We start from the raw sequence: 15,398 nt of genomic DNA on the forward strand, positions 1-15,398 counted from the left end.
AAAATGGCAAAAGCAATTATGGTGCAGGGGACAATGTCCAATGCAGGAAAAAGCCTTCTGGCAGCAGGGCTTTGCAGGATTTTTAAACAGGATGGATACAGGGTGGCGCCCTTTAAATCCCAGAATATGGCACTGAACTCTTTTATTACAGAAGAGGGGCTGGAGATGGGCAGAGCTCAGGTGATGCAGGCGGAGGCAGCCGGAATTAAGCCTTCTGTGCTGATGAACCCCATTCTTCTGAAGCCTACCAATGATGTAGGCTCCCAGGTGATCGTAAACGGAGAAGTCCTGGGAACCATGAGTGCCAGAGACTATTTTAAATATAAGAAAAAGCTGGTGCCGGATATTATGAAAGCCTATGATAAACTGGCATCAGAAAATGATATCATTGTGATCGAGGGAGCAGGAAGCCCGGCAGAGATCAATCTGAAAACAGAAGATATCGTAAATATGGGAATGGCAAAGATGGCAAAGGCACCGGTACTTCTGGTGGGAGATATTGACAGAGGCGGTGTTTTCGCACAGCTGATCGGTACAGTGGAGCTTCTGGAAGAGGATGAAAGAGAGATGGTAAAGGGTCTGATCATCAACAAATTCCGCGGCGACAAGACCATCCTTGATCCGGGAGTGCAGATGCTGGAGGAGAGAAGCCATATCCCTGTAGTGGGAGTGGCTCCGTATCTGGATATTCAGGTGGAGGATGAGGACAGCCTCACAGAAAGATTTGACAGAAAACAGGAAGTGGATCTTATTGATATTGCGGTAATCCGGGTGCCAAGAATCTCCAATTTCACAGATTTTAATCCACTGGAAAGTATCCCGGGAGTTTCCCTGAGATATGTACAGCATGTCAGTGAACTGAAAAATCCGGATATGATTATCCTTCCAGGAACAAAAAATACAATGGAAGATCTGCTGTGGATGCGGGCTAATGGTCTGGAAGCTGCAGTTTTGAAGGAAGCTGCAAAGGGTAAGATCATCTTTGGAATCTGTGGTGGTTATCAGATGCTGGGTGAGACCTTAAGTGACCCTCATCATGTGGAAGCCGGAGGAACCATCAAGGGAATGGGACTGCTTCCTATGGATACTGTTTTTGCAGAAAAGAAAACCAGAACCAGAGTTTCCGGCAGATTCCTGGAACTCGGGGGAGAGCTTCAGGCACTTTCCGGCACAGAACTGGAGGGTTACGAGATCCATATGGGAGAAACTGTGTTAAAAGGCGAGGCCGGACACAGTGTATCCATTGAAGATCAGGTGTCAGGAGAATGTAAGGAAGACGGTGCATACTGTAAAAATGTCTGTGGAACCTATGTCCATGGAGTTTTTGACAGGGAAGATGTGGCAGAGGCTGTTGTACGTGTCCTGGGTGAGAAAAAGGGAATCGATGTATCTCAGATGACAGGAATTGATTTTGCAGCATTTAAAGAAACCCAGTATGATATTCTGGCAGCAGAACTGAGAAAACATCTGGATATGAAGAAAATCTACGAAATTCTGGAGCAGGGGATCTGATCCGGAACTGTATGGTGAGCCATACTAGATAAGCCAATGAGTGATAGATGTAACTATTGTATACGGGAATTTATGGAATTTGGGAGATAAGGAATGAAAGTAGAACTGGAGAATGTAAAACCAATGGATATAGAGAAACGCAGCTTTGAGATCATCACAGAGGAACTTGGAGATAAAAAGCTGGTTCCCGGAACAGAGCTGATCGTAAAAAGATGTATTCACACAAGCGCAGACTTTGATTATGCAGAGAATCTCTGTTTCTCTGAGAATGCAGTTGAGAAAGCAATTGCTGCTATCAAAGACGGTGCCTGCATTGTGACAGATACACACATGGCAGAGTCCGGGATCAACAAGAGAGTCCTTTCCCGTTACGGCGGAGAAGTATTCTGCTTTATCTCTGACGAGGACGTAGCTGCCACAGCCAAAGCCAACGGAACCACAAGAGCTACAGCCAGCATGGATAAGGCTGCTGCCATGGGAAAGAAGCTGATCTTTGCTATCGGAAATGCCCCCACTGCGCTGGTACGTCTCTATGAACTGATTGAGGATGGCAAGCTGGATCCTGAGCTGATCATCGGTGTGCCGGTAGGCTTTGTAAACGTGGTTCAGTCCAAGGAACTGATCATGCAGGCAGACGTACCTTATATTGTAGCCAGAGGAAGAAAGGGCGGAAGCAATGTTGCCGCATGTATCTGTAATGCATTGCTTTATATGATTGATAATAACAGAGGGTATTGAGATACCAGAAAACAAAAGAAGAAGGTAAACTCCGTATTATTGTTAAGTAAGAAATGAATTGTGAAATTGTGCAGCAACTTGTTGCACAATTCAAAAATCGAAAGTGAGGAAACAAAGCCGTTTGAACGGCTTTGGATTTCCTCTATGGAAGATGCGACAATCAAGGAAGGCTTTGAAAATCTCAGCTGGAAAAGCTGAGTTAAATAATATTTTTTAACAGCTTACATGCCGGGACGAAATCTGCCACAGGCATGGATGAGCAGGAGAGGATCAGGGTAATCTTACCGGGAGCCTCTCTCAGAAGCTGCAGGCGCAGACCATTGGTCTGTGCCTTTTTTTGAAGCTCCTGCCAGGTAAGAGTTGTGGACAGAGTCAGGGCCAGGCTGGTACCTGCGGCTCCGGTCTGGATCTGGGAATCTTTTCCAAATACTTCCCGCACAGCACTGCGGAGTGCTTTCAGCTTTACAGAATACAGACGTTTCAGCTTACGGGTCTGTGCTGCCAGGTGACCATCCCGGATAAACTGGCACAGAGCAATCTGCTCTGCCTTTGATGCTGTCTGATTATATTGGTCTGCTTTTTTTCTGTACAGTGCAGACAGCTCTGGAGGCAGGACCATAAAACTGATACGGATGGAGGGCAGCAGAAGTCTGGAAAAGGTTCCCAGATACACCACATTCTGACCGCCTGCCAGACCAAAAAGAGAAGGGGTCGGCTTCTGCAGATACACAAATTCATTTTCAAAATCATCCTCAATGACCAGACTGCCATGTGCAGCAGAGTAATTCACCAGCTCCAGGCGTCTGGAAACAGGCATAATATCACCCCATTTTGTCATATGTGCAGGAGAAACATAAATAATATCACAGTCCTTATTCCTGTAATCTACCTGAAATCCATAGTCATGAAACACAGTGCTTCCCTGTACAAAGGAAGGATTGGGAAAAGAAACAGTCTGGCGTTGCTCAAGGAGCGGGCAGAGGATGTGCAAAAGACTCTGAATACCTGCACCGATCACAATATCCTCCCCACTACATAGCACGTTTCTACGTTCTCTCACATAATCGGCAAGTGTATCTCTCAGGTCAGCCTCACCCTGAGGCTCTCCATAAGACAGTAATCGTTCATCCTGGCGAAGGGCGCTTTTGATATAACGTCTCCAAAGGTCAAAACGGAAACTCTCCCGATCTACTCCTGAAGAAGCAAAATCAAACCGGCAAGGTGTCTGAGTATGTTTCTCTGTTTTTCTGACAGATGTGTATTGTCTGTCAGCTATATCTGTCACATAGTATCCGCTCTGGGCTTTGGAAATAATATATCCCTCCGCAGCCAGCTGCAGATAGGCATTTTCAATGGTAGTGCGGCTCAGCTTTAGTTCCTGTGAACATTTTCGGAGGGAGGGCATCCTGCTTCCGGGCGGGAGCTTTTTCTCCATGATAAGTTCCCTGTAATAGTGGAACACCTCCAGATACAGGTGCTCCTTTTTTTTATTCTTATCTAAAATCAATTCCATATGTAAAACTCCGATCCTTCAAACATGCTGATGGCATTCTTGAATTGCTATAGGGTTAAAAATAAACTGACCCTTAAAAAAACATTAAATCTGGCTATATTCATATATCCACTGTGATGCTATATTAATACAAAGCATAAAAGAAAGCAAGAGGAATAAAAAATTGAAAAAAATTGCAGTAATTCATGATCTGTCCGGTCTGGGGAAATGCTCTCTTACAGCAGCGATTCCTGTAATTTCTGCCATGGGAGTCCAGGCTTGTCCGCTGCCTACCGCAATATTGAGTAATCAGACAGGATATGGATCTTATTTCTGGGATGATTATACAGACCGGATGGAATTGATCATGGATGAGTGGAAAAAAACGGGATTTACACCGGATGGTGTTTATACAGGATTTCTGGGAGATGCCAGACAGGTGGATCTGATCCTGAAATTTGTAGATATGTTCTGCACAGAGGGAACACATATCCTGGTTGATCCGGTTATGGGAGACAGAGGGGAAACATACAAAACCTATTCAGAGACTCTCTGTGAAAAAATGCGGACTCTGGTCAGAGAAGCTACAGTGATTACGCCGAACATGACAGAGGCACTTCTTCTTCTGTATGGAGAAGACGGAATGAAAGAAAGAGTGAAAGTGTTTTCTGATATGGAAGAAACACAGTTGCTTAAGGAAATAGAAACATCCGGCAGAGAACTGACTCAGCGTTTTGGGCTGGAAGCAATTGTGATCACAGGAGTAGAGGTGTCCGGCAGTGACGGCAGAGCACGAATGGGAAATCTGGTTCTGGAGAAAGAAAAAGCAGACTGGTGTTTTTCTGTAAAAGAGGGCGGCAGTTATTCCGGAACAGGAGATCTTCTGGCATCTGTACTGAGTGCGGGAATGGTGAGAGGGATTCCCATGAAAGCATGTGTGGAGAAGGCTGTTGAATTTCTGAGCGGAGCTATTCACGATGCAGTGGAAGAAGGAACTGACAGAAATGACGGAGTCTGCTTTGAAAAATATCTGGGGATACTGACACAGATATAAGACAGGAAATCATAGTACATCGAAAATTAAGTTTCTGCTATATTGACGCAGGATGATTTCTTCATCTGCAAGGCGGAGGAATGAGGCGTAGCGGTGGCTACGGCGATTGACGACAACGCCGCAGATGAAAAATCAGACAAGTCAATATAGCAGTTACTTAATATTCGATGTACTAGATACCAAATGCCGGACAGTTAAGTAAAATATATAACAGGAGGGACCATATTATGTCTGAATTAACAGCAAAAGAAAACATCAAAACGGCCGATACAGTGAAAAGGATCACAGCCACAGCGGTAATGGCAGCATTGACTACTTTAATGACAGCTTATATTTTCCACATTCCGGTAGGGGTGAACGGAGGATATGTACATCTGGGCGACACGATGATCTATCTGGCAGCAGCATTTCTGCCACTACCTTACGCATGTGCGGCAGGAGCGATCGGAGGTGGCCTGGCAGATCTTCTGACAGCACCTGTATGGGCGCCTGCAACCATAATTATCAAAATGCTGATCTGTCTTCCATTTTCTTCTAAGGGAACAAAGCTGGTCACAAAGAGAAATGTAGTTGCATTATTCCTTGCATTTGCCATCTCAGCAACAGGATACTATATTGCAGAAGGAATTATGTTTGGATTTACAGTATCCTTCTTTACCTCTGTCAGCGGAAGTATTGTACAGTCAGGTGGAAGTGCCATTATGTTTGTGATCATCGGTACTGCACTTGATAAAATCGGATTTAAGACGAATATTGCGAAATAATACGAAAAATGAAACAACTGAATTTAACCGGATCAAGTAGTGAAGCGGATGATTTTATCCGCTTGACACTGAGGAGAATATAAAATGACAACAGATATCATATACAGATATAAAAACCAGGTGTATTTTAACATCACCAATAAATGTCCATGCAGATGCACTTTCTGCATCCGAAATACAGAGGATGCCATCGGTGAGGCATCCAATCTCTGGTTTGAACATGAACCTGCATTGGAAGAGATTTACAAAGCCATTGATGAGTTTGATTTTTCAGACTGTAATGAAGTGGTTTTCTGCGGATACGGAGAACCGACCATGGCTCTTGAGAACCTTATAGCAGTAAGCAAATATATCAGGGAAAGATACCCATTCCGGATCAGGCTGAATACCAACGGCTTATCTGATCTGATCCACAAACGTTCTACTGCAGAAGAAATCTGTCAAGCTGTAGACAGTATATCCATCAGCCTGAATATGCCGGATGCAGCTTCCTACAATGAAGTAGTCAGTCCAGCATACGGCGAGAAGTCCTTTGACGCCATGCTGAAATTTGCAAGAGACTGCAAGCAGTATCTTGATGATGTACGCTTCACAGTTGTAGATGTGATTGGCGAGGAAAAAGTAGAGCAGAGTAAAATCCTGGCTGCTCAGAATGGGATTCCGTTAAGAGTAAGAAAATATTCACCGTGATACAGAATAGAAAATTTCTGTTTTTGACTTTTGAGTTTGTCTGAAAACTACAGCAGTCATGCACCTTACCGTGTGTGGCTGCTTATTTTTTATGTTATAGGAAATTACTCCGTAATGTTTCTATAACATAAAAAGCCTTCCGGGCAGGATGAAGTCCCCTTCTTCGAAAATTGCAAAAAGTAATAAGTAATAAGCAATAAGAGAGTGCACTTGACATATGATATTCTTTATACTATATTATATTTAACAATTAGGTTAAATGTTAAATGAAAGGCTGTGATGAACTATTGGGATTACAGGATACATTGAAAGCACTGGCAGATCCAATACGACGTGAGATTCTAAATTTGTTAAAGGGCGGACGGCTTTCTGCAGGAGAGATATGTGAACATTTTTCAGTGACGGGGGCGTCTATATCCAGACATCTGGCAATATTAAAGGATGCTGATCTGATCAGGAGCAAAAGGGAAGGAAAATTTATTTATTACGAACTAAATACTTCTGTATTGGAGGATGTTATGTTGTGGATCACAGACTTAAAGGGGGTATCGGATTATGAAGGAAATGATTAAAAAATATAAAGGTACATTGATCTGTTCTGTACTGGTAATGCTTGCAGGAATTTTGGTGGGTTTTACGATGGCGCAGAGCATATGGATAAACGTGTTTTTTGTAGTGACAGATTGTATACTGGTGACAATCATCTTTTATGACAACAGGAACAGACAGCAGAGCAGCAAGGTTATAGGGATGGTCATATGGATGATACCTGTTACCGCGTTAATCTATAATGGTATGGCAAGACTGATCAGTATGGATGCGGACAGTGAGAATCTGTTTATGGCAGTAATTTACTTTGGAACAGGATTACTGTTTATGATCATAGGAAATTATTTGCCAAAGGTGAAACAGAATAACACCATAGGAATCAGGGTTGTATGGACATTGCAGGATGAAGAAAACTGGAGTGCAACTCATAGATTCAGTGGAAAATTATGGGTGGCATCAGGTGTCTTATGTATGCTTTGCGGCCTTTTTGGAGAAAGCATTGCTGCTTTGGTTTTGTATATTGTGAGCATTATGGCTGCTGCAATTGTCAGCATTCTTTATTCTTATCTTTTTTATAAGAAAAAAATGGCAGCCGGAGAAAAATTAAAAATCCAGTATAACAAGAAGACAATCGTGATATATGTAATCGTATCAGTTTTTGTCATAATATTTACTATATGGACTTTGTTCTGGGGTGGTATTGATATCAGTTTCCATGATAATGATTTTACTGTTGAGGCACAGGGATGGAGTGATTATACAGTGGATTATGAGCAGATTGACAGTATCTCATACAAAGAAAATTTATTTCAAAATGGGAATGATCGCAGAACAAATGGTATGGGAAACCTGAAGTATGGTATGGGAAATTTCAGAAATGATATTTATGGAGATTATATCCGCTACACCCATGCATCCTGCCACTCATATGTAGTTATGGATATAGGCGGAAAAATATTGGTGGTAAATGGCGCAGATGAATCAGAAACAAAGAAAATTTATGACACTCTCAGAGAGAAATGTCAGATGAATTAGTGTGTGTTTAATCGAATCAGACAAGTAGCAAAATAACAGGTATTGCGGGTATCATGGAACCATGAAGGTGATTTCTATGATAAACAGACAGTTCTACATCAATAGGATTATGCCATATGCTGATACGTCTTGTGTAAAAGTATTGACTGTCTTTATACAATCTTAATACGGAATCATAGACTTTTATACTATCTTTGAAAGCAATTGTATATAATAAAACGCATTATGAAGATATTGCTATAGAATCATTAGTAAGGAGTTATGATCATTTATGCCGGAAAAAATGTGTAAGAAAAAACACCTGACGTCTTTTCAGCTGATTATTCTGGGATTTGCAGGTGTGATCCTTTTGGGAAGTATTTTGCTGATGCTTCCGGTTTCCTCTTTGGACAAAGTGCCGACGCCATTTCATGAGGCACTTTTTACAGCCACTTCGGCAGTATGCGTTACAGGACTTGTAGTAAAGGACAGCGGAAGTTACTGGTCTGTATTCGGACAGACAGTTATTCTTGCGCTTATACAAATAGGTGGACTTGGAGTAGTGACCGTAGCGGCAGCGGTTTCGCTTCTTTCAGGGAAAAAAATATCTCTCATGCAAAGAAGTACAATGCAGGATGCAATTTCAGCACCTAAAGTTGGAGGAATTGTCAGACTGACAAGGTTCATTTTAAAGGGGACTCTTTTGATTGAAGCAGCAGGAGCTATGTTATTGCTGCCGGTTTTTGCATCAGATTATGGCTTAAAGGGAATCTGGATGGCAGTCTTTCATTCTATTTCTGCTTTTTGTAATGCAGGATTTGACATTCTGGGAACAGCAGATAATGCCTTTCCGTCTTTGACAGGGTATTCTGGAAATATCCTTATACATGTGGTAATTATGCTGCTGATCATCACAGGAGGAATCGGTTTTCTTACCTGGGATGATATTTATAGGAATAAAATGAATTTTAAACGTTACCGCATGCAAAGCAAGATTATTCTTATGACTACTGTATGTCTGATTATTTTTCCGGCAGTTTTTTTCTTTGCCTGTGATCTGAAAAACCTGCCTGCAGGAGAACGCCTGTTAGCTGCCATGTTTCAATCGGTAACTACAAGAACTGCCGGCTTTAATACCATAGACATTTCAGAGATGAGCGAGGCATCAAAAGCGGTTATGATACTGTTAATGCTGATCGGTGGTTCGCCGGGTTCTACAGCAGGAGGAATGAAAACAACCACTTTTACGGTACTGATTCTGAATGCAATTGCAACCTTTCGCAGTCAGGAAAATGCAGGGGCTTTTGGACGGAGACTGGAGTATCATGTGATAAAAAATGCAGCCACAATAGCTATGCTCTATTTTACATTATTCTTTTGTGGAGGTGTTGCAATCAGCGTATACGAAGGTCTTCCCCTTTTGGATTGTCTGTATGAAGCAGCTTCAGCTGTGGGCACGGTAGGTCTAACCTTGGGAGTCACACCGGGACTTCATGTTTTTTCACAAGTTGTGCTGATCATACTGATGTATCTGGGACGCGTAGGCGGCCTGACCCTGATTTATGCAGTATTCTCAGGAAGAAATAAGGGAAATGCAAAGCTTCCTCTGGAGAAAATCACAGTTGGATGAGAAGGAGAAAAGTAATATCATGAAGAATGTATTGATTATTGGACTTGGAAGATTTGGAAGACATATTGCCATGCAGCTGAATCAGCTTGGGCATGAAATTATGGCAGTTGACTGGAAGGAAGAAAGGGTGGACAAAGTGCTTCCGTTTGTGACTAACGCCCAGATCGGGGACAGTACCAATGCTGAATTTTTACAATCCCTTGGAATTGGAAACTACGATATCTGTTTTGTGACTATTGGAGGAAGCTTTCAGAATTCTCTTGAGACAACTTCCCTTCTGAAAGAACTGGGAGCAAAACTGGTAATATCCAGAGCTGAACGTGATGTCCATGAAAAATTTCTTTTACGCAATGGTGCAGATAAGGTGGTTTATCCGGAAAAGCAGGTTGCAAAATGGGCATCTATCCGTTACACAGATGATCATATCCTTGATTATATGGAGGTGGATGCTTCCCATGCGATTTTTGAGGTAGAAGTGCCGGAGGAATGGACTGGAAAAACTGTAGGCGGACTGGATATCAGAAAGCGTTACAATATTAATATTCTGGCAGTAAAAAATGAAGGAGAATTTAATATTGCAATTTCTCCGGATACGTATTTGGAAGAGAATAGTAAATTACTGGTGCTGGGAGAATACAGAGCTCTTCAGAAGTGCTTCCGCATATAGTAAAAAAGACTTTTGACCACAACACAGCCCCATGATATAATTTTCAAAACAGTAAAAAAGGTGGGGGACAGGATGAGTTTAAAAAATGTGAATCATCAGAAACGGTCATTTACATGGTCTATGGAAAAACCGTCTGCAAAGGATTATTTTCTGACGGTATTTATATTTGTGGTATGCACCTTAATTGGTCTGTTGTTTCAGAAACTGAATTTTACGGATACGAATATTGTAACCATATATATTCTGGGGGTTTTGATTACTTCGATTGTGACAGATGGCTATCTTTGCAGTGTGGCAGGCTCTTTCTTAAGTGTATTTTTATTTTGTTTTTTTCTGACAGAACCAAGGATGTCTTTTAAAACCTATGCGGTGGGTTATCCGGTGACATTTTTCATAATGCTTATTTCATCCGTACTTACGGGAGCACTTGCAGCAAAGCTGAAAACACATGCAAAGCTGTCTACACAGCTTGCTTTTCGTACACAGATTCTGTTCGATACAGACCGTCTGCTGCAAAATGCAAAAGGGAAAACAGAGATTCTTGATGTCACCTGTACACAGCTTCTCCGTTTATTAAACCGCAATATTACAGCATATGTAGTAGAAAACGGAACTTTATCAGAGGGAAAGCTTTTTTCCGGAGAAAAAGAGGACACAGAAGATTTTTTGATACCAGAAGAGCAGCAGATAGCCAGATGGGTCTGTGAAAACAGGCAGCATGCCGGTGCGTCCACACACCATTTTCCTCAGGCTAAATGTTTATATCTGGCAATCCGGAGCGGGGATAATGTTTACGGTGTGATCGGGATACCATTGCAAAAAGAAACACTGGACTCTTTTGAATACAGCATCCTGTTGTCTGTAATAAATGAATGTGCGCTTGCAATGGAAAATGCGAAAAATGCATTAGAAAAAGAAAAAAATGCAGTTATGGCCAAAAATGAACAGCTGCGGGCAGATCTTCTTCGGGCGATTTCGCATGATCTTCGTACGCCGCTTTGCTCCATTTCCGGTAATGCAGATATGCTGCTTGGCAATAGCGACCGTCTGGACGAAGCTACAAAACATCAGATTTATAGCGATATCTATGATGATTCTGAATGGCTGATCGGAGTTGTGGAGAATCTGCTTTCCATTACCAGACTGAATGACGGAAGACTGAAATTTAAATTTACAGACCAGCTTCTGGATGAGGTGATTGCAGAATCCCTGAGGCATATCAGCCGGAAACATGATGATTATAAAATTGTGACAGACTGCGAAGAACTTGTTCTTGCACGTATGGATGTACGTCTTATTATGCAGGTTCTGGTAAATTTAATTGATAATGCAATAAAATATACACCGCCGGGTTCTGTGATCTTTATTCGGGGAACGAAAACAGATGGAAAAGCGCAGATAAGTGTGGAAGATAATGGCCCGGGAATTCCGGAAGAAATGAAAACACATATTTTTGAGATGTTTTATACAGGGAAAACAACAGTTGCGGATAGTCACCGAAGTCTGGGACTTGGACTGGCACTTTGCTGCTCTATTATAGAAGCACATGAAGGAACCCTGGTTTTGACAGATCATGATCCTCATGGATGCAATTTTACTTTTACTTTACCCTTAAGCGAGGTGACATTAAATGAATAAAACATTAATTCTGGTGGTTGAGGATGACAGACCCATACGCAATCTGATCGTTACTACATTAAAAACACATGACTATAAATATCTGGCTGCAGAAAACGGATCTTCAGCCATTCTGGAAGCTTCGTCCCACAATCCGGATATTGTTCTTCTGGATCTGGGGCTTCCTGATATGGAAGGGGTAGAAGTGATAAAAAAAATCCGTACCTGGTCGAATATGCCGATTATTGTGATCAGCGCCAGAAGTGAGGACACAGATAAAATAGAGGCGCTGGATGCAGGAGCAGATGATTATATTACGAAACCGTTCTCTGTTGAGGAATTACTTGCGCGTATCCGTGTCACCCAGAGGAGACTTGCGGTTATGCAGAGCGGAGAGCAGATAGAAAGCTCTGTTTTTGAGAATGGTGGATTAAAGATAGACTATACAGCAGGCTGTACATATCTGAAGGGAGAGGAATTGCATCTGACACCTATAGAATATAAGCTGCTCTGTCTTTTGTCCCGCAATGTGGGAAAGGTATTGACACATACCTATATTACACAGCAGATTTGGGGACGATGTTCGGATAATGACGTTGCTTCTCTTAGAGTTTTTATGGCAACATTGCGAAAAAAACTGGAGCCTGAGAAAAATGGAGTGCAATACATCCAGACACATATTGGCATTGGATATCGCATGCTTAGAATTGAGAAGTAAAAAGCTAGTACATCGTTTCGTAAATAACTATACCAATCCGCATCCTACGCGATTGGTATAGTTATTTCGAAAACGATGTACTAGATACGGAGTATGTCACAGAGGATATCGCCCAACCATCTGATTTGATGATACAACAATATCTTATTTTTATAGCAATCCTCGTAAATAATGCATTTAAGAGGATTGCTATAGATTTATTTCTCATAATATAATAAGAAGGAACCCTCCCAATATTAACAGCAATGAGGAAACAACTGAAAAGATCTGGGCTCCTACACCTGGGGTGCCGCCCTGTTTGATCGCTTCATCGCGGTCAAGTTTATTTTTCATTAGATTCTCTGTGATTCCGGGTGCGGATTTGAGAGTCTGTCCGTCCTGTATGCCGATAGCAGTTACGGTTTGCCCTGTTTCGAAATCAGCAGCAGAATAATAATAACGAACATCATATTCTTTATGTGAACGTGTCGTCTGGTTCGATGGTTCTATAAAATGCTTTTGTGTATAGGTGTTATCCGGTACATATGTATAACCGGCAGATGATAATGCTGCCTTGTCGTAATCTTCCCAGGTTTTGGTCAGCATAATATCATCAATAAAATCCTGCGAAAGTGCATAATTTCCAATTTTCCCCTGGCCTGATACCGGCATGCTACTGAAAGATGAATTCCATTCCAGAACGCCATATTTCTTTTCGTCGTCAGTCATTGCCTCCTTCTTTTTGGAAGAAGATTTTGTTAATTTCATTGTCTGTTTTGAACTTGAAATGCGGATGCTGTCAAAGTCCAGTCCAAGCTCATCATCATGTGCCGGTTCAGTCAGCTCAAATGTGCCGCATACAATGACTGTCTTTCCATCGTTTTCCGGGTCGATCGTATCTGCTGCATCAACGTAAACTGCGTCTTTCAGAGCTGCTTTTGTTTTGGGGTTATCCACAAAGATCATCTTTAAAGCAGATACAAAAAAGAATATTCCGATTATTACAAGGAGAATCCCTCCTGCTTTCTTCAATATCTTCATAATTTTCATCACCCTCCATTTCTGTTAATATTTTCTGCAAGTATCTCAATCATATTATTACATATTTTACTTCGCTTGCCACTGTCACTTGCGATAGTAACAGGTTGCATTATTTTCTGGAATTACAGTAGGATTCATGCTATTATGAAAAGTAATAAGACGGATAACAATAATAAGGTATGCTTTATAAATGGAAGGGGATATAAGATGGCAGGATTAAAAAAACTTCCAATTGGAATTGAGAATTTTGAAAAATTGCGGCAGGAAGATTTCTATTATATAGATAAGACACGACTGATTGAACAGTTGCTTACAAGATGGGGTGAAGTAAACCTGTTTACCCGTCCGAGACGTTTCGGAAAATCCCTGAATATGAGTATGCTCCAGAGTTTTTTTGAGATTGGAAAAGATAAGACTTTGTTTGATGGGCTGAGGATTTCAGATAATCAGGAATTATGTGAGGAATATCAGGGGAAATTTCCGGTGGTTTCTGTCAGTCTGAAGGGAATCAATGGTGCCACATATGAGGAAGCCCGCAGATTTCTTATAAAAACAATCAATGAAGAAGCCCGCAGGCTATCCGTACTTTCAGACAGCACAGAGCTTGATGAAACAGATCACGAATTACTGACACAGTTAAAGAAAAAAGAAATGACAAACGATTCTCTGGTGTACAGTATCCGTGAACTGACAGAATTGCTGGAAAAGCACTATGGCAGCAAAGTAATTGTTCTGATCGATGAGTATGACGTACCTCTGGCAAAGGCAAATGAAAATGGCTATTATGATGAAATGGTATTGCTGATCCGTAATTTATTTGAGAATGCATTAAAAACCAACAACAGTCTGAAATTCGCAGTGCTGACAGGATGCCTGCGGATTGCAAAAGAAAGCATTTTTACAGGTCTTAACAACTTTAAGGTTTATTCCATTACAGATAAGAGCTTTGATGAAACATTTGGATTTACAGATGCGGAAGTAAGGGAACTCCTCCGGTATTATGGACAGGAAAAATATTATGAGACAGTGAAAGAGTGGTATGACGGCTACAGGTTTGGAAATGTGGATGTTTATTGTCCATGGGATGTGATCAATTTCTGCAGCGATCATCTGGCAGATCCCGGGCTGGAACCGAAGAATTACTGGGCGAATACAAGTGGAAACAGTGTGATCAGTCATTTCATTGACAGTGTGGGAAAACCACAGAAGCTGACCAGAATGGAACTGGAACAGCTGGTAAATGGAGGGATTGTCCAGAAAGAAATTAATTCTGAGCTTACCTATAAGGAATTATATTCTTCCATAGACAATCTGTGGAGTACACTTTTTATGACAGGATATCTGACACAGAGAGGGGAACCCAGTGGCAACAGGTATAATCTGGTCATTCCCAATAGAGAAATCCGAAATATTATCACCAACCATATTCTGAAAATGTTCAAAGAAAATGTAAAGGACGATGGAAAAACAGTCAGTGATTTGTGTGATGCACTGCTGAACCAAAATCCGGAAAAAGTAGAGTTGATTTTTACAGAATATATGAAGAAAACGATCAGCATAAGAGATACCTTTGCGCAGAAACCAACGAAAGAAAATTTCTATCATGGATTGCTGCTGGGGATTCTGGGATTCAAAGAGAACTGGTCAGTAATGTCCAATCGGGAATCAGGAGATGGATTCGGGGATATTCTGATCCGTATAGAGGATGAAGATGTGGGGATTGTGATCGAAGTAAAATATGCAGATGACGGAAATCTTCAGGGAGAGTGCGAAAAAGCACTTCAGCAGATTATAGATATCAGATATACTGAGGCGTTGGAACAGGAAGGAATTCATACAATCATAAAATATGGAATCGCCTGTTACAGAAAGAAATGTAAAGTTTTGATGAGAATAGATAAACAGTAAACACAGAATATTCTGACCTCATTAC

General features: G+C 41.5%; 14 protein-coding genes. 12 read left to right on the forward strand and 2 right to left on the reverse strand.

Features of this window, described 5'->3' with window-relative positions:
* Window positions 1-3: 3 nt before the first annotated feature.
* Together LJE12_RS00270 and LJE12_RS00275 are read left to right on the forward strand one after the other, a co-directional pair.
* Window positions 4-1,512 (forward strand): cobyric acid synthase, encoded by a 1,509-nt coding sequence (locus tag LJE12_RS00270; protein WP_227226148.1) that lies wholly within the window; start codon window positions 4-6, stop codon window positions 1,510-1,512.
* 93 nt (window positions 1,513-1,605) lie between these two features.
* A complete protein-coding gene (locus tag LJE12_RS00275; protein ID WP_008704797.1) occupies window positions 1,606-2,250 on the forward strand; it encodes a precorrin-8X methylmutase in 645 nt (214 codons plus the stop codon).
* 199 nt (window positions 2,251-2,449) lie between these two features.
* On the opposite strand, the gene pdxR is transcribed toward LJE12_RS00275, so the two are convergent.
* The gene (gene pdxR, locus LJE12_RS00280) at window positions 2,450-3,763 is read right to left on the reverse strand and encodes a MocR-like pyridoxine biosynthesis transcription factor PdxR (protein ID WP_227226150.1); all 1,314 of its coding nucleotides are present in this window, start codon (window positions 3,761-3,763) and stop codon (window positions 2,450-2,452) included.
* A gap of 163 nt (window positions 3,764-3,926) precedes the next feature.
* Between pdxR and LJE12_RS00285 the strand changes: the two genes are divergently transcribed.
* The 9 genes from LJE12_RS00285 (at window position 3,927) to LJE12_RS00325 (ending at window position 12,445) form a co-directional block, all read left to right on the forward strand.
* Window positions 3,927-4,796, forward strand: coding sequence for a pyridoxamine kinase (locus LJE12_RS00285; RefSeq protein ID WP_118613213.1), 870 nt, complete (start codon window positions 3,927-3,929; stop codon window positions 4,794-4,796).
* Window positions 4,797-5,023: 227 nt separating this feature from the next.
* Complete coding sequence (locus tag LJE12_RS00290; RefSeq protein ID WP_118613215.1) at window positions 5,024-5,560, forward strand: TIGR04002 family protein; 537 nt, start codon at window positions 5,024-5,026, stop codon at window positions 5,558-5,560.
* 84 nt (window positions 5,561-5,644) lie between these two features.
* Window positions 5,645-6,250: a TIGR04100 family radical SAM protein gene (locus LJE12_RS00295; protein WP_118613217.1), complete on the forward strand. Its 606-nt coding sequence runs from the start codon at window positions 5,645-5,647 to the stop codon at window positions 6,248-6,250.
* A gap of 266 nt (window positions 6,251-6,516) precedes the next feature.
* A complete protein-coding gene (locus tag LJE12_RS00300; RefSeq protein ID WP_196801867.1) occupies window positions 6,517-6,822 on the forward strand; it encodes an autorepressor SdpR family transcription factor in 306 nt (101 codons plus the stop codon).
* Window positions 6,806-7,834: an SdpI family protein gene (locus LJE12_RS00305; protein WP_118613219.1), complete on the forward strand. Its 1,029-nt coding sequence runs from the start codon at window positions 6,806-6,808 to the stop codon at window positions 7,832-7,834. The genes LJE12_RS00300 and LJE12_RS00305 overlap by 17 nt, the downstream gene beginning before the upstream one ends.
* Window positions 7,835-8,105: 271 nt before the next feature.
* Entirely contained in the window at window positions 8,106-9,443 is a 1,338-nt protein-coding gene (locus LJE12_RS00310) for a TrkH family potassium uptake protein (RefSeq protein WP_118613221.1), read from the forward strand.
* Between the two features lie 19 nt (window positions 9,444-9,462).
* Complete coding sequence (locus LJE12_RS00315; RefSeq protein WP_022381472.1) at window positions 9,463-10,110, forward strand: potassium channel family protein; 648 nt, start codon at window positions 9,463-9,465, stop codon at window positions 10,108-10,110.
* Window positions 10,111-10,182: 72 nt separating this feature from the next.
* Complete coding sequence (locus tag LJE12_RS00320; RefSeq protein ID WP_227226151.1) at window positions 10,183-11,748, forward strand: ATP-binding protein; 1,566 nt, start codon at window positions 10,183-10,185, stop codon at window positions 11,746-11,748.
* Window positions 11,741-12,445 carry a response regulator gene (locus LJE12_RS00325; RefSeq protein WP_019161280.1) on the forward strand — a complete coding sequence of 235 codons (705 nt, stop codon included), beginning with the start codon at window positions 11,741-11,743 and terminating at the stop codon, window positions 12,443-12,445. The genes LJE12_RS00320 and LJE12_RS00325 overlap by 8 nt, the downstream gene beginning before the upstream one ends.
* A 204-nt stretch (window positions 12,446-12,649) precedes the next feature.
* On the opposite strand, the gene LJE12_RS00330 is transcribed toward LJE12_RS00325, so the two are convergent.
* On the reverse strand, window positions 12,650-13,465 hold the full coding sequence (locus LJE12_RS00330; protein WP_227226153.1) for a hypothetical protein: 816 nt from the start codon (window positions 13,463-13,465) through the stop codon (window positions 12,650-12,652).
* A gap of 207 nt (window positions 13,466-13,672) precedes the next feature.
* On the opposite strand from LJE12_RS00330, the gene LJE12_RS00335 reads away from it, so the two are divergent.
* Window positions 13,673-15,373, forward strand: a complete 1,701-nt coding sequence (locus LJE12_RS00335; protein ID WP_227226154.1) for an AAA family ATPase — start codon at window positions 13,673-13,675, stop codon at window positions 15,371-15,373.
* Window positions 15,374-15,398: the final 25 nt, after the last annotated feature.

Origin of the sequence: Blautia sp. DFI.6.71, from assembly GCF_020593585.1 — a bacterium.
Taxonomy (GTDB): Bacteria; Bacillota; Clostridia; order Lachnospirales; family Lachnospiraceae; genus Blautia_A; species Blautia_A wexlerae.

Coding starts and splice junctions, on each gene's coding strand:
- LJE12_RS00270 (WP_227226148.1), top strand. CDS start 4: ATGGCAAAAGCAATTATGGTGCAGGGGACAATGTCCAATGCAGGAAAA.
- LJE12_RS00275 (WP_008704797.1), top strand. CDS start 1,606: ATGAAAGTAGAACTGGAGAATGTAAAACCAATGGATATAGAGAAACGC.
- pdxR (WP_227226150.1), bottom strand. CDS start 3,763: ATGGAATTGATTTTAGATAAGAATAAAAAAAAGGAGCACCTGTATCTG.
- LJE12_RS00290 (WP_118613215.1), top strand. CDS start 5,024: ATGTCTGAATTAACAGCAAAAGAAAACATCAAAACGGCCGATACAGTG.
- LJE12_RS00295 (WP_118613217.1), top strand. CDS start 5,645: ATGACAACAGATATCATATACAGATATAAAAACCAGGTGTATTTTAAC.
- LJE12_RS00300 (WP_196801867.1), top strand. CDS start 6,517: ATGAAAGGCTGTGATGAACTATTGGGATTACAGGATACATTGAAAGCA.
- LJE12_RS00305 (WP_118613219.1), top strand. CDS start 6,806: ATGAAGGAAATGATTAAAAAATATAAAGGTACATTGATCTGTTCTGTA.
- LJE12_RS00310 (WP_118613221.1), top strand. CDS start 8,106: ATGCCGGAAAAAATGTGTAAGAAAAAACACCTGACGTCTTTTCAGCTG.
- LJE12_RS00315 (WP_022381472.1), top strand. CDS start 9,463: ATGAAGAATGTATTGATTATTGGACTTGGAAGATTTGGAAGACATATT.
- LJE12_RS00320 (WP_227226151.1), top strand. CDS start 10,183: ATGAGTTTAAAAAATGTGAATCATCAGAAACGGTCATTTACATGGTCT.
- LJE12_RS00325 (WP_019161280.1), top strand. CDS start 11,741: ATGAATAAAACATTAATTCTGGTGGTTGAGGATGACAGACCCATACGC.
- LJE12_RS00330 (WP_227226153.1), bottom strand. CDS start 13,465: ATGAAGATATTGAAGAAAGCAGGAGGGATTCTCCTTGTAATAATCGGA.
- LJE12_RS00335 (WP_227226154.1), top strand. CDS start 13,673: ATGGCAGGATTAAAAAAACTTCCAATTGGAATTGAGAATTTTGAAAAA.